General features: G+C 46.6%; 14 protein-coding genes. 8 read left to right on the plus strand and 6 right to left on the minus strand.

Annotation, left to right across the window (positions count from 1 at the left end; genetic code table 11):
* The first annotated feature begins 1 nt into the window (after nucleotide 1).
* From HY811_07130 to HY811_07165, 8 genes are all read left to right on the plus strand, one after another.
* Nucleotides 2-1,180, plus strand: coding sequence for a glycoside hydrolase family 99-like domain-containing protein (locus HY811_07130; protein ID MBI4834572.1), 1,179 nt, complete (start codon nucleotides 2-4; stop codon nucleotides 1,178-1,180).
* Nucleotides 1,181-1,182: 2 nt separating this feature from the next.
* Entirely contained in the window at nucleotides 1,183-1,959 is a 777-nt protein-coding gene (locus tag HY811_07135) for an ATPase (GenBank protein ID MBI4834573.1), read from the plus strand.
* Nucleotides 1,960-1,961: 2 nt separating this feature from the next.
* Nucleotides 1,962-2,924, plus strand: coding sequence for a radical SAM protein (locus HY811_07140; GenBank protein ID MBI4834574.1), 963 nt, complete (start codon nucleotides 1,962-1,964; stop codon nucleotides 2,922-2,924).
* Nucleotides 2,925-2,958: 34 nt separating this feature from the next.
* Nucleotides 2,959-3,378, plus strand: a complete 420-nt coding sequence (locus HY811_07145) for a peptide chain release factor-like protein (GenBank protein ID MBI4834575.1) — start codon at nucleotides 2,959-2,961, stop codon at nucleotides 3,376-3,378.
* A gap of 1,108 nt (nucleotides 3,379-4,486) precedes the next feature.
* Nucleotides 4,487-5,281, plus strand: a complete 795-nt coding sequence (locus HY811_07150) for a hypothetical protein (GenBank protein ID MBI4834576.1) — start codon at nucleotides 4,487-4,489, stop codon at nucleotides 5,279-5,281.
* 201 nt (nucleotides 5,282-5,482) lie between these two features.
* Nucleotides 5,483-6,484: a DUF362 domain-containing protein gene (locus tag HY811_07155; protein MBI4834577.1), complete on the plus strand. Its 1,002-nt coding sequence runs from the start codon at nucleotides 5,483-5,485 to the stop codon at nucleotides 6,482-6,484.
* A 33-nt stretch (nucleotides 6,485-6,517) separates the two neighbouring features.
* Nucleotides 6,518-7,975, plus strand: a complete 1,458-nt coding sequence (locus HY811_07160; protein MBI4834578.1) for a 4Fe-4S binding protein — start codon at nucleotides 6,518-6,520, stop codon at nucleotides 7,973-7,975.
* 135 nt (nucleotides 7,976-8,110) lie between these two features.
* Nucleotides 8,111-8,701 (plus strand): hypothetical protein, encoded by a 591-nt coding sequence (locus HY811_07165; GenBank protein MBI4834579.1) that lies wholly within the window; start codon nucleotides 8,111-8,113, stop codon nucleotides 8,699-8,701.
* A gap of 24 nt (nucleotides 8,702-8,725) precedes the next feature.
* On the opposite strand, the gene HY811_07170 is transcribed toward HY811_07165, so the two are convergent.
* The 6 genes from HY811_07170 to HY811_07195 all read right to left on the minus strand — a co-directional run bounded on the left by HY811_07170 (nucleotide 8,726) and on the right by HY811_07195 (nucleotide 13,420).
* Nucleotides 8,726-9,070, minus strand: coding sequence for a small basic protein (locus HY811_07170; protein ID MBI4834580.1), 345 nt, complete (start codon nucleotides 9,068-9,070; stop codon nucleotides 8,726-8,728).
* A gap of 2 nt (nucleotides 9,071-9,072) precedes the next feature.
* A complete protein-coding gene (locus HY811_07175; GenBank protein MBI4834581.1) occupies nucleotides 9,073-9,774 on the minus strand; it encodes an SPOR domain-containing protein in 702 nt (233 codons plus the stop codon).
* Nucleotides 9,775-9,842: 68 nt separating this feature from the next.
* On the minus strand, nucleotides 9,843-11,186 hold the full coding sequence (locus HY811_07180; GenBank protein ID MBI4834582.1) for a sigma-54-dependent Fis family transcriptional regulator: 1,344 nt from the start codon (nucleotides 11,184-11,186) through the stop codon (nucleotides 9,843-9,845).
* A 126-nt stretch (nucleotides 11,187-11,312) separates the two neighbouring features.
* Nucleotides 11,313-12,044: an OmpA family protein gene (locus tag HY811_07185; protein ID MBI4834583.1), complete on the minus strand. Its 732-nt coding sequence runs from the start codon at nucleotides 12,042-12,044 to the stop codon at nucleotides 11,313-11,315.
* A 35-nt stretch (nucleotides 12,045-12,079) separates the two neighbouring features.
* Nucleotides 12,080-13,003, minus strand: a complete 924-nt coding sequence (locus HY811_07190; GenBank protein ID MBI4834584.1) for a helix-turn-helix domain-containing protein — start codon at nucleotides 13,001-13,003, stop codon at nucleotides 12,080-12,082.
* Nucleotides 13,004-13,006: 3 nt separating this feature from the next.
* Nucleotides 13,007-13,420 carry a hypothetical protein gene (locus HY811_07195; GenBank protein MBI4834585.1) on the minus strand — a complete coding sequence of 138 codons (414 nt, stop codon included), beginning with the start codon at nucleotides 13,418-13,420 and terminating at the stop codon, nucleotides 13,007-13,009.
* Between the last annotated feature and the right edge of the window lie 127 nt (nucleotides 13,421-13,547).

The raw sequence follows: 13,547 nt of genomic DNA on the forward strand, positions 1-13,547 counted from the left end.
TATGTGGATAAACCGGTTGTTGTTAGTTTGCCTCGCAGCCGTCCTGGTTGCATGCCCGCCCGGATGCGGCAAAGGCAATTCGGAAGAGGGGGAAACAAAAATCATCACTCTAGGCGCATATTATTTCCCGATGAACCCGGGAAAGAACAACCTACGCCAGAAACTGGTCCCGGAACAACTGCCCCTTTTGGGCAATTACGACTGCCGCGCTGAAACAACCTTAAAACAACATCTCCTGTGGGCAAACCAAGCAGGGATTAATTTCTTCCTGATGCACTGGTGGGGTCAGAGCACCACCACGGATAACACCGTTAAAAGCTTTTCCGACAACCTCACTAAAGAAAAGTCGGCGGTTAAATTTTGCATCTCTTACATGACCCCGTATATCCATAAAACACTGAACTTCGAAACCGCCTTGGACCAAACCTGCGAAGGACAAATGGTCGCCAATTTCATCTATTTAGCCCAGGCTTATTTCAAGCATCCGAATTATTTCCGCATTAATAATAAACCGGTCGTTTTCCTTTACCTCTCACGGCTTTTGAAAAGCGATAAAGGCGATTACCATAAGGCGTTTTCCAGAATCAGGACGCTCGTCAAGGATAAAACAGAAGACGAGCTTTATCTTATCGGCGATGAGGTCTTCTGGAACGAGCCCAAGCAAACCAGAATCAATGAACTGGACGCCGTCACGGCTTATAACATGTATGGCCCGGTCCGCTACAGCGGTTATGCGGAAGAAAGCGGGATTCTCAAGGATATGGACGAAGTTTTCGCCTCTTATAAAAAGTCAGCGCAAACTCTAAGCAAAGGCTTTATCCCTGCAGTCATGCCCGGCTTTAACGACCGCGGCGTGCCGGAAGCGGAAAGGCTGAAGTTCCAAGAAACACATTATATCATCCCGCGCCTGGTTTCCGTGGCAAACCAGGAAGAAGGTTCTTTTTACCGTGCTTATTTCCGGCTGGCTAAAAAGCATATCGACCCGAACCTGAATATTATCCTAATCAATTCCTGGAACGGATGGGAAAGCGACACCCAGATAGAACCGGTAAAAAGCTTCGTGGTCGGCACCAAACACCCGCCAGAACTGACCGGTGGTTATGAATATAACCCCTACGGGGATACGTATTTGAATATCACCAGGGAAGAAAAAATCCTTAAAATAGATAAACAGGAGTAATTATGTTCATCGTTGGAATAGATATCGGCGCTTCAGCCACCAAGGCGGTGATAATCGACCCGGCAAAAAAGATTATTGCCTCACACATCCACAAAACAGGCATAGACTTAACAGAAGCCAGCCAGACTGCTTATCACGAATTGCTCCACACCTCAAGGCTTAAACCCAGTGATATCAGCCTGATTGCCGCCACCGGATTCGGCAGGAACAACGTCACTTATGCCGACCGCACCATCACGGAAATCACCTGCCATGCCGTAGGCGCTTACCACTATTTTCCAAGAGCCATAACCGTGATAGATATCGGCGGGCAGGATAATAAAATCATCAAGGTTGACGAAAAGGGTTTGGTCACGAATTTCAAGATGAACCGCAAATGCGCGGCAGGAACAGGCGCCTTTATCGAAGAAATCGCATTTAAAATAGACGTAACGGTATCGGAATTGAATGAGATTGCGCGGGAGTCAACCAAAGATGTGGAAATCGGAAGCTTTTGCACGGTCTTTACCGCGACGGAAATACTCGCCAAAATACGCGCCGGAGAGAAAAAGGAAGATATCATCCGCGGCGTATTCCTGGCCGTGGCAAAAAGAGTCATTGAAATGGATACGCTGGAAGGAGAAATCGTCCTGACCGGCGGCGTGGTGGCCTATAATGATATCATGATATCCATTTTCAGCACCATGCTGAATAAACCCGTCCTGGTCCCGCCCGAACCGCAGTTAACCGGCGCATTAGGCGCGGCGCTCATCGGATTGAAAAACCTCGTGGATAAGTAAACATGTCAAGCTATTTTAAGTTGTTCAATTCGGGCGAACTAGCAAAACGCGTCAGCCAAGCCAAAGAAATCTTAAAAGAATGCACCTTATGCCCGCGCGATTGCAAAACAGATAGGACTAAAGGCAACAAAGGTATATGCAAGAGTGGAGTTGATGTGGTCATATCCTCAGCCGGACCTCATTATGGGGAAGAACCGCCTATATCTGGAGTTAAAGGATCTGGGACAATATTCTTTACCGGATGCAATATGCGCTGCCTCTTCTGCCAGAATTACCAGATAAGCCACCTTTATGAAGGGAAACCTATAACCATTGATGATTTGGCAAAGAAGATGATTCACCTGCAAGACCTCGGATGCCATAATATCAACCTGGTTACACCAACCCACTTTCTCCCTCAAGTTCTGGAGGCGTTATCGATTGCCTGCGGACAGGGATTAAAGATACCGATTGTCTATAACACCAACGGATACGATACCGTTGAAACGCTCAATCTCCTTGACGGGATTGTGGATATCTACCTCCCTGACATAAAACACAGCGATGAAGAATCGGCAAAGTTATGTTCCGGGGTTTCCGATTATGTCAAACACAACAGGCCCGCGTTAAAGGAAATGTATAGACAGGTTGGGAATTTGACGGTTGATGAAAATGGCATTGCCATCAGGGGATTAATCATCAGGCATCTGGTCCTGCCGGAAAGGCTGGCCGGGAGCTTTGCCTCTCTTGATTTTATCTCTAAGGAATTATCTCCGGATACCTGTGTCGGCATTATGTCGCAGTATCATCCGTGTTACAAAGGCGAGACACACCCGACACTTAACCGGCGGATTACGAACCGGGAATATGAAGAGGTGGTGGATTACGCGGAGAAGTTGGGGATGGAAAACTGTTTGGTGCAGTCTTTAACCAGCGCGGATAACTATCTGCCGGACTTTAAGAAGGAAAAACCGTTCAGTAAATAGTAGTTAGTGGACAGTTGTCAGTAAACAGAGAAAGATGAGTATTTTTAACATCAGTCCGTTCAAGGAAAAGGCCTTGCTTGACCGCATGGCGCGGCTGGGAATCAAGGAAGCCGATTTAGAGGAGCAATTCATCCGCTCAGGGGGCCATGGAGGGCAGAATGTCAACAAGGTGGCGACTTGTGTCTACCTAAAGCACTTACCTACCGGGATAGAGGTCAAGTGTCAGCAGGAGCGCTCCCAGGCGCTTAACCGCTTCCTGGCAAGGCGTATTCTGGCTGATAAGATCGAGAATATGATTCTGGGCAAGGCGAGCAAGGAAGAGCAGCGGAGGGAAAAGATACGGCGACAAAAACGCCGGCGCTCAAGGCGCGCCAAAGATAAGATGCTTCAGGATAAGAAATTGCATTCGTTGAAGAAGCAGAATCGTTCATTTAAACCGAACATGGACGGTTAGCAGTGAATATACAACGGGATTAAACGGATTTAGCGGGAATTAAGTAAGGTGGAGCTTGTCTAAAAACACTTTCCACCTATAACTACCCCTAATAATGCTACAAAATCTTAAATTAATTCTTACTGCCCTATTTTTGTAAAATTCCGTTTTAAAATCTCCACTCCTCCCTATGGACGGTTACTCCCTGCCGTATGAAGGGTCTATCCATACCGTATAAACCATCCATCCCCGCCCAATAGAGGGTTACTCCATGCCGTACGAAACACTGCTCCCCGCCCTGCGGAATAACCATCCCCACCATACAGACCGCCCCTCCCTACCGTAGAAATACCCCATAGGGAGGGTGGGGATGGGGGGTAGTGGTCAGAGAGGTGGAAAATCGCCCCAATTTCTTATAAAACAAGGAGATACAACCCGGTGACTTCATAACATTCTTGTAAATATGGAGTTAGGCAGTCCGACGCATAAATTCACCATAAAAAGCGTTGTGGTTTTGCCATAAGAAGGGTGAAGGAAGACGGCGAACCACTAAGGATTCACCGCATGGAAATCGTAAAAATCTTCAAGGAAAAATAATTTTTCCATATAACCACCCCCCATACTTTCTAATTTGATTATAGAGGGAGAGATAGTGAGGAAGGCTAAAAGGCTATGAGGCTAAGAGTAAGAAAATATGATAAATTTTAGGGGATTTATAAGATTTTATGTCACATTTAGCCTTTTTTGTCAATAGACTATGCAAGGGGATATGAAAATATGAAAAATTTTACCAAGAAAATGATTTTTCCTGTCAAAAGGGTGGGGGGTCAAACGCCTTATAGATAGAGGGGGAAATAAGAATATCATGAATTTTACAGGAATTCCGATTTTTGGATGTCACATTCTGGGTTTTTCCGGGTTAGGTTATGGAAAGAGAAAGAAAGAAATATGAAAAACGGATTAAATAAAGAATCAGTCAGATGGCCGTATCAGCAAAACGGAGGTGTCTGTGATAGCGTTGCGCGTCAGGTGTCATGTGTTTGGCGCCAAGCACAGGATTCAGGACGTATGACGCCACGGGACGTTTTGCCGGCCAACTGGCGCTACATTTCGATTGGAGGTGAATAAAATGAGTACAATTAAAAGTCACGCGATGCTGATGATCGGCTGGCCACTGGATACGCCGGCGGATATGGGCGAAAAGTGGCTGGAAGGCATGAAAGCCAATGCGCTTCGTATCTACCAGAACATTTTAGCCAGAATTCCGGACAGCGGCAAGTTCCAGGAAAGGTTATCCGGTCCATCAAGCACGGGTTACGCGGGTTATGTGAATCCCGGTTTCGTTTCCAGAAGCGGAGACGAAAGTGGCGATATCCTGAACGGCCAGGTGGCAAACCTGCGGGATTCCTACGAGAAGTTCGTCCGGGGACTTGAACACGCCTTTGAAACCGTGGACGGGGTCGCTGCCAAGCGGTTCAAAGAGAAGGTGGAAAAGGCCAAGGAAAACTTCTTGGCGGGAATGGCCCGGCGCACGCTCATCTTCGGCGGAACAAGGGTAACGGGACGCGGCGCGGCGGCAATCGCCCCGCACTGGCTCGTGAATGACCTTCGGGTTATGGATTGGCTGAGAGCTGACGACAAGGTGCTGGAAGGCGGACCCTTCAAGGTCTGCAAGACTTCCGACCGGTCGGCGTTCAAGGCGGCCCTGACCGAACGGCTCATCCAGGCGGGAATCCGGATTATCAAATCCGGGCTCTCCCATCCGGTTATCGACAAGGAGAACGACCAGACAAACGCGCTGGTGCAGAAGTTCATCGACCCTTCGCTGGGTCTTGAATCTTTTGCCACCGGAGGATTATCCAGGCTTGATTTTATCAAGCAGGGTAACCGTTTGTTCCTGGAAATCCAGGTTTCACAAGTGTAGCCATCCCGACACTTCGGTCGGGACGTCGCTACGCTCCGGGTGAGCCAGGTCTAAATCCGAATCGGTAAAGAACAGGGGTGTTGGCAAGCCAACACCCCTGATTCTTTTCTCGGGCTAATTCTTTTTTATTGCCTTCCGCTTTATTAAATGGTTTATTATATTTTAATATATATTCATTTAATCAGTAAAGGACTTACTATTATGAAGAATAAAAAGACTTCCATCTCCAGGCGTGATTTCCTGAAGAACGCGCTCATTATCGGCGGGGCGGGCTTGATGGCGCCTTCGCTTTTCCCCATTCTTTCCCATGGAGAGGATGATAAGAAGAAAAAAGAGGATGAGAAAGAAGTTCCGATAGAGAAAATCTTGGCGATCTGCTCAACCGAATCCGATAAGACTAACCCCGGCGTAATGGTAAAAGAAGCCTTGGCGCTTTTGGGCGGGATGAAGAAATTCGTCAAGAAAGGCGATGTCGTCCTGGTTAAGCCTAATATCGCCTGGGAAAGGAAACCGGAATTCGCCGCCACGACCAATCCGAAAGTGGTCGCCGCCGTTATCGAAGAAGCGCTGGCCGCCGGCGCCAAGAAGGTCAAAGTCTTTGACCGGACCTGCAACGATGCCCGGAGATGCTACAAAATCACGGAGATAGAAGAAGTTGCCAAGAAGGCAGGCGCGGAAGTATTTATCATAGAAAAAGACGCCAGCTTTTACCAGGAGGTTAAAATACCCAAAGGCAAGATATTAAAATCATGCGACGTGGTAAAAGAGGTTCTGGAAAGCAATGTTTTTATCAACGTGCCGATAGCCAAGCACCACGGCATTTCGCGCTTAACGCTGGGGATAAAGAACCTGATGGGCGTGGTCGGCGGCAACCGCGGAGAACTGCATAAGGAAATCGGGACGAAACTGACGGATATACTTTCCGTAACAAAGCCGCACCTTAATATTATGGACGCCTTTAACGTCCTGGTGGCGCACGGGCCGATAGGAGGGGATTTAAAAGACGTGCGTTTCTGCGGAAAGATTATCGCCGGAGTGGATATCGTGGCGGTAGATTCCTACACCGCAGGCTTAAAGCCTTTCAGCGAAGGCTCCAAAAAAGAGCTTACTTGGGAAGATATCCCATACATAAAAGAAGCCGCTGAAAGAGGCCTGGGCGAAGCGGATATTACTAAACTGAAAATCCTTGAGAAAAAGGTTTAATAAGCTGTTAAATAGCTGTCTTTCGAGCATTTCATGATAATACTACGCCGTATCAGCCAGTTTATTTTCTTCAGCCTCTTTATTTATCTCATTTTCCGGACGGTCAGCCCGCTTGCCTCGTGGATACCGGTTAACCTATTCTTTACGAGCGACCCATTGGTAGCAATCGGAGCCGGAATAGCCGGAAGGGCTTTGGTAATCAAGTTTATCGCGGCATTGGTTGTAATCATTATCACCGTTCTTTTAGGCCGGGTCTTTTGCGGATGGATATGCCCATTGGGCGCGACGATTGACTGGTTTGACAAAGTATTCCTGTGGTGGCGCAAGAAGCGGATTGTTATGTGGCTGGGCTGGCGGAAGGTAAAATACGCGATACTCGTTATCTTATTAACGGGCGCGGTTTTCGGGGTGAATGCCATCGGCTGGCTCGACCCGATTTCGATTGCCTTTAAAGGATACGGGCTTTTCATATATTCGGCACTGGACTGGGCAGGAACCAAAGTAGGCCTGGACAGAACCACCGTTTCAAGCCTGATTGATATTGGCATTTTTGACCGCAATGAGGTGTTATTCAAATACTCAGCGGTATTCGCGATTACCCTGGCAGTTATCTTATTATTAAGCATGCTTGAGAGACGCTTCTGGTGCAGGAACCTTTGCCCTTTGGGGGCATTGCTTGGATTGCTTTCCAAATGGCGGCTGGTGCGCACGCATACGGGAGAGGATTGCAACGAGTGCAAGCTGTGCGTCCGCACCTGCAAGATGGGGGCGCGGAGTAAGGAATTAGAGGCGCTGGATGAAGAGTGCATACATTGTTACACCTGCGTTAACGGATGCCCGAAGGACCAATTGTTTATAAAGAAGGCGGCTAAAGTAAAAACGGTTTCTATCCTGCCTTCAAGAAGAGGATTTTTGATAAGCGGGATGCTGGGGATATTATCGTTCCCGCTTCTTAAATACAGCCTTTTAAAGAAGAAGGAAGAAAATCCTGTATTACCGATACTGAGGCCGCCCGGAGCGAATCCGGATGAGGAAAAATTCCTCGTCAAATGCGTCCGTTGTGGAGAGTGCATGAAGGTTTGCCCTTATAACGCAATACAACCGTTGATGTTCGAAGGCGGTATTTACGGGATGTTTTCCCCGGTCATTATTCCGATTATAGGCTACTGCGGTTATGAATGTAACTTATGCGGACAAGCCTGCCCGACCGGCGCTATTAAAAACATGCCGTTAGCTGAAAAGAAGAAATGGAAAATCGGCACGGCAAAAACATATGAGGATATCTGTATAAACTGCCTGGTTTGCGAGGAATATTGCCCGGTCCCGGATAAAGCAATTAAGAATATAGAAAAGGACGGGCTTCAGTATCCCTGGGTAATAGATGAAATGTGCATCGGATGCGGGACATGCGAGAATGTCTGCCCGGCGTCGCCCCAAAAGGCGATAAGGGTGTTTAGAGACGCCAATCCTCCATCCAATCCCGCAAAATAGCGGCGTTTTACAGATGGGGTCGGGGCAACCAGAAATTATCGCTTCAGTTTTCATCCCCGGTCAACCGAAATAATATAGTAGTTCCGCGCTATCGCGCACACGGATTACAACTTACTTTATAAAATACTGCTTATTATGAAACAGGTATTTGAGAAGATTGTTTCCGAATATTTTAGCCGCCACAGGATATTATTCGGCATTGCCGGGGTGATTGTCATCATATTAACCTTTTCCTTTATCATGGGAAGCGGACATCCCGTCGCTAAGGGCGAAGAGGTAAATATAGACCGGCAAGCCATGAAGAACTCCAGCGACTCGATAGAATTAATAAACACCAGAAACCGTGTAAACACCGAGGGAAACGCCAAAATGATTACCGTAGAAAAGGCGTTGATTTGCGTTAACGTGGATGATATGTCTCCGGTCGGCGCGATACGCCAGATTCCGCCTGATATCGAACGCATTTTCTGCTGGGCAAGGGTATTGGAAGCGAAGGGCGAAAAAATCAGGTATCTGTGGTATTTCAACGGCACGGTGGTAACCAGCAACTGGCAGGTAATCCTAAGCGACCGTTTCATAACATGGTGCCCATACCGATTCAACACCAATGCAGGCGGTAAGGGGCACGTTGATATAGTCAACAGCCGCGGTAAAGTCTTAAAGCGTATTCAATTTGAGGTAATGGAAAAACAGGAGCCCACACGGGTGCGCCTGAAACGTTCGTAAGAAACTGCTATTTCCAATCCTGAACTACTTCTTAGCAGCCGGCTTGTCTTTTGCGCCCGCTTTGGGAGCGGCGGCAGCCGGAGCAGCGCCTTTGGCCGGGACGGCACCTGCTTTAGCCGGAGCACCTGCGGCAGCAGGAGCGGCACCCGCAACAGGGACGGCGCCCGGAGCAGCGGCGGCAGCTTCTTCCTTCTTAGCAGCTTTCTTGGCTTTGGGCTTGATATTCTTTACTTTCATCAAACCGAAAACCGAATTGGCTTCTTTCCACTTGCCTTCTTTGCCTAAATAAGCCAGGCGTTCGGCCCGTGAAAGCACATTACGATGCCTTTTAAGTTTGCCTGATAATACCAGACTTTTGTGAATCGTCATTTTTACCTCCTAATCTGAACAACTTCGCTTATGGAAAATACTCTGATATCGCGATTAGCGTTTTTTATGGATTTGAAAGCTTCTTCGGCCTCTGACCTTGAACCATACGGCCCTATATACACACTGATTTGGGAAGAATCCCGGTGGTTCCGGTCAACCGAGGAATTTGTAATCTGCTTATTTTGTAAGAGCTTTAACATACGGTCGGCCGAATATTTGCCGACGGTAGTATTATCGTAAGAAACCACTTCTATCATCCATTTTTGCTGAGTGGCGGCAGGAGCCGGAGCCGGGGCAGGTGCTGCCCTGACTGTATCCGCCGTAGACGTTTGCCCGTCTGTAACGGCAGGCTCAACCGTACCGGAAGAAGATGTGTCTTTTGAAGGGCTGCTTTCACGCCCCATAATAAACACAATCGCCAGTATGATGATACCGATTAAAATGCCGAAAAAGACCGCATTATACGAAAGCTTAAACTCTTTATTTTGCGGGGATCCAGGCTTTTTTACAAAGGAACTTTTAAGCTTAGGATAAACCCTTTCCGGAATTGGGGTAAGCGTTACAAGAGGCACAACATTGGAATCTGAGCTTTTCGCCGTGCTGTCTTCTTTAACAGCATCTTCTTCTTTAAGCGAAGGTTTCCTGATATCAACGTTTCCCCTTTTTAAGACCTCGTATAATTCAGGAGCGCTCCTTTTTTTCATAAGCCGTCATTCCTTTATTTTTGGACGGTAGACAATATAGCACAAAACTTGTTGAGTGTCAAAGTTTTCTATTCTAAACCGTATTTCTTTAATTTTTCCCAAAGGTTCTTCCGGCTGATTTGGAGAATACCGGCCATTTCGGTTTTATTGCCCTTGGTAAACTCATTAAGGCGCTTAAGATAGGCCACTTCCGCCTGGTTAAGATATTCAACCAGGCTGATAAACTGGTCAGGCATTTGGGGCGAATCCGACTCGGCAGGCTGCACCGGTTGAGGCTTTATAAGATGCTCCTTTTTCAAAACAAGGCTGTCGCCGGCCAGGGTCACGGCGCGTTCCACGGCGTTTTCCAGCTCCCGGACATTGCCCGGCCAATTATAGTTTTGCAAGGCAAAAAGGGTTTCAGGATCAACTTTATACTCTTTCCCCTTGCCGTACTTTTTTATGAAATGGTCCATCAAAAGCTGGATATCAGACTCTCTTTCACGCAAGGGCGGTATTTTTATATTGACGACATTCAAACGATAATATAAATCCTCCCGGAAAGAGCCGTCCTTGACTTTTTTAAGGAGGTCATCCTTCGTCGCAACAAGGATTCTGATATCAACTTTTATGGTAGCCGTACCGCCGATACGCTCGAATTCGTGCTCCTGAAGCACGCGCAACAACTTGACTTGGGTACGTGGAGACATATCGTCGATATCATCGAGGAAAATGGTGCCTTTATCAGCCATTTCGAACCGGCCGATTTTCTGTGATTTGGCATCGGTAAAAGCGCCTTTTTCGTGCCCGAACAGTTCCGCTTCTATCAGGTTTTCCGGGAATACTGCACAGCTTATTTTCACCAACGGCGCGTCTTTTCTCAGGCTTTGGGTATGGATGGCTTCGGCAACCAGTTCCTTGCCGGTTCCGCTTTCCCCCTGGATCAAGACGCTTGCATCGCTTTTGGCAACGCTTTCAATCAACTGAAAAACCTCCTTCATTTTATGGCTTTTGCCGACCAGGTTTTCGTAATGCTGTTTTTCCTCTTTGAGCTTCAGGTATTCCTGGCGGATTTTATTCTGCTGCCTGATACGTTCCAGAATCAGGAGGACTTTTTCATTATAGAAAGGCTTTTCGAGATAATCATAAGCCCCGCTTTTGAGGGCAACTATGGCGGAATCAACCGTGCCGAACCCGGTAATGATAATGATGGGCAAATCAGGCTTGGCAACGGTGGTTTTCTGCAAGATTGTCATCCCGTCCACGCCAGGCAGTTTAATATCCAAAAGGACGCAATCAAAGTCCTGCTGGGAAAGCAACTCCAGAGCGCGATTGCCGTCCGGTGCAACGGTAAGGTCATAACCTTTTTCTTTTATGGCATCGCCTAATGTTACGCGGATACCTTTGTCATCTTCGGCTAAAAGCACTCTCATGTTATGCTCGGTGTTATTAATAAGATGTCAAATGCGAGCCGGATGGGATGGAATTATCGGCAATTCCGGAAACACCTTGCCCATACCGGGTTCTCAAGTAAAGGAATGACCGTTATATATATAAACCTATTTTCTTATTTTTTCGTCCGTCGCTTCAGGAGCTTCTTTCGATTCAACGGGCATAAAACCTATGACAACCCGCCTGTTTTCGGCTTTTTTCTCACTCTTGGGTTGGTGTTCGCCGAAGCTGCATAGGAACATCTTCGCCGGATCAATGCCTTGTTCCTGGAAATACAAAAGCACCTTTAATGCCCTATAAGCACCTAACTCAAAATTAGAACGGGTTTTCCACTCCCCTGCGGATTTATCAATCGGGTCTGTATCCGTATGGCCGTCTACGCGAATGATATAATCAGGATGCTGTTTGAATACTTCGGCAACACGGCCAAGTATTTCCTTGCCGCTTTCTTTAAGTGTAACCTTACCAGAATCAAAAAGGACTTCCCCTTGAATTTCAATTCCACCCGGGGTTATTTCAATGCCTTCGATTCCTCTTAGTTTGCTGCCAATTCCTTCAAGTAATCTTGCCCGGGCCATCTGTTCAGCTTTCCATTTTTTTGTTAAAGCAGCGTTTTCGCCTTTAGCGATCCCTAGCTCCTGGCTAAGGTCGTAATTCTTCTTTTCAATATCTTCCTTAGCATCTTTCAAGGCATTGCGCTGGTTATTTAAAGCTTCTATCTCGGCGCGATATTTATTTTCCATCTTCTTGTATTTTCCCAAGGAAACGCATCCGCCGGCAATCCAGACCATTCCTACAATCAACATAATAACAACCACCATCCTCACTGATTTTGCCATACCCTGGCCTCCTTTCTTATATTTTAATATCTTATTCACGGTTTATAATTCTTCATATCAATGGGCGTCCCGGACTCATCTTTAATTCCAAAAAGATCAATCACTATTTGGCCTAAGTCCCGGGTAACCCCAACGGGCAAATCCGTCCTGCCGGATGATATGCTTATTATATCGCCCAAAAACGACCCGACAAACATCAAAAAAACGAAAGAGAGCACTAATATTATTACAAAAGCCGGATGAACCTTTGGCCTTACTGTCGGCGCATCAACCGCAGGGGCGTAACGCCTGGAAGGCCGGAGCGCGGCGGCTGAAGGAGGTGGAGGCGGCGCTTTAAACTCGACCGGTTTTTCCGCAACGGTTTCGGCAAATTCCTCCGCAATCGTGGCTTGTTCGTCCTCCACTGTTTCTTCGATAAACGTTCCTTCAGTATCCTTTAAGGGAGCGGTAACGTTACTGCTTTCATCGCCTTCAAGGCTGATTTTTTCGTCTTCAAGCGATGGAATTGTTATATCAGTATCACCGAAAGGAAGCTCTTCTGTAATACTGGAAGTATCTTCTTCCAGAAATGTTTCTTCCTTACCGCTGCCAGCTTTAAGAAGGTCGTCAGGAGGCAAAATCACGGTAGGCTCAGTAATTTTACCCTTTTTTATGCTGTCAATATCTTCTTTTTTGAAGTGGACCCTATCGGCTTCTTTGAACGCCTGGATTTCACCTTCGGAAACCATCCGGTTAAGCTCATCCTCGCTCAACTTCAGCTCGTCAAGGACATCATCAAAAGAATAAAATTTACCTTTGCGGAAACTTTCAATATCTTCCTTACGGAATTTAATCTGGTCATCCTGGCGAAATGCCCGTAAATCGCCTTCTGAAACTATTTTCTTCAGGTCTTCCTCGTTTAATTTCAGCTCTTTAAGGACGTCGTCAAACGAATAAAACTCTTCTTTTTCCGGAGTCATAATTTATTTTTCGTTCTTCAGCAATTCGTCAATCTGCCTTTGCAATTCTTTTTCAATTCTCTTATATCCCTGTCTTATTTCAAGAGGAGAATCGCCTTTTGACATCTGGAATCCAAAATAACCATTCGGGATATCTAAATCGAAAGAAATATCCCTAAAAGCCTTTAGTTTTATAGTGCTGTCACCGGCAAATTCATAAATCAAAAGATTAGAGTTTTTCGCATCGACCAGCCACAAAATAGTTGCCTGCGTTTTCACTGTATTAGTTGTCAGTGCGATAAACCCATCACTGGCCCCATTAGCCGAATTAGCGGGGTCTACGGCATAAAGAGGCTGAAGGGGAAGCTTCGCCAAGGCTAGAACGATAATTATCCCGATAAGGATTCCAATCAATACGTATAAGCCCTTATTATGCATATACTTCTCCTTTCTAATAAGATGCATTGATGATGGTAATAAAATACATCTTTATTAAAATAATTTCAAGTATTTTCTGGTTTTCCCTTATTTTATTTGCCCTTTAAAAAGGAACTCCGGTTATTTC

The sequence above is a fragment of the Planctomycetota bacterium genome, assembly GCA_016207825.1.
Taxonomy (GTDB): Bacteria; Planctomycetota; MHYJ01; order JACQXL01; family JACQZI01; genus JACQZI01.

Bases quoted from the DNA above. Each gene is read 5' to 3' on its own strand.
- HY811_07160 (MBI4834578.1), top strand. From the start codon at position 6,518: ATGATAATACTACGCCGTATCAGCCAGTTTATTTTCTTCAGCCTCTTT.
- HY811_07190 (MBI4834584.1), bottom strand. From the start codon at position 13,003: ATGACTCCGGAAAAAGAAGAGTTTTATTCGTTTGACGACGTCCTTAAA.
- HY811_07145 (MBI4834575.1), top strand. From the start codon at position 2,959: ATGAGTATTTTTAACATCAGTCCGTTCAAGGAAAAGGCCTTGCTTGAC.
- HY811_07195 (MBI4834585.1), bottom strand. From the start codon at position 13,420: ATGCATAATAAGGGCTTATACGTATTGATTGGAATCCTTATCGGGATA.
- HY811_07155 (MBI4834577.1), top strand. From the start codon at position 5,483: ATGAAGAATAAAAAGACTTCCATCTCCAGGCGTGATTTCCTGAAGAAC.
- HY811_07165 (MBI4834579.1), top strand. From the start codon at position 8,111: ATGAAACAGGTATTTGAGAAGATTGTTTCCGAATATTTTAGCCGCCAC.
- HY811_07140 (MBI4834574.1), top strand. From the start codon at position 1,962: ATGTCAAGCTATTTTAAGTTGTTCAATTCGGGCGAACTAGCAAAACGC.
- HY811_07185 (MBI4834583.1), bottom strand. From the start codon at position 12,044: ATGGCAAAATCAGTGAGGATGGTGGTTGTTATTATGTTGATTGTAGGA.
- HY811_07170 (MBI4834580.1), bottom strand. From the start codon at position 9,070: ATGACGATTCACAAAAGTCTGGTATTATCAGGCAAACTTAAAAGGCAT.
- HY811_07135 (MBI4834573.1), top strand. From the start codon at position 1,183: ATGTTCATCGTTGGAATAGATATCGGCGCTTCAGCCACCAAGGCGGTG.
- HY811_07175 (MBI4834581.1), bottom strand. From the start codon at position 9,774: ATGAAAAAAAGGAGCGCTCCTGAATTATACGAGGTCTTAAAAAGGGGA.
- HY811_07180 (MBI4834582.1), bottom strand. From the start codon at position 11,186: ATGAGAGTGCTTTTAGCCGAAGATGACAAAGGTATCCGCGTAACATTA.
- HY811_07150 (MBI4834576.1), top strand. From the start codon at position 4,487: ATGAGTACAATTAAAAGTCACGCGATGCTGATGATCGGCTGGCCACTG.
- HY811_07130 (MBI4834572.1), top strand. From the start codon at position 2: ATGTGGATAAACCGGTTGTTGTTAGTTTGCCTCGCAGCCGTCCTGGTT.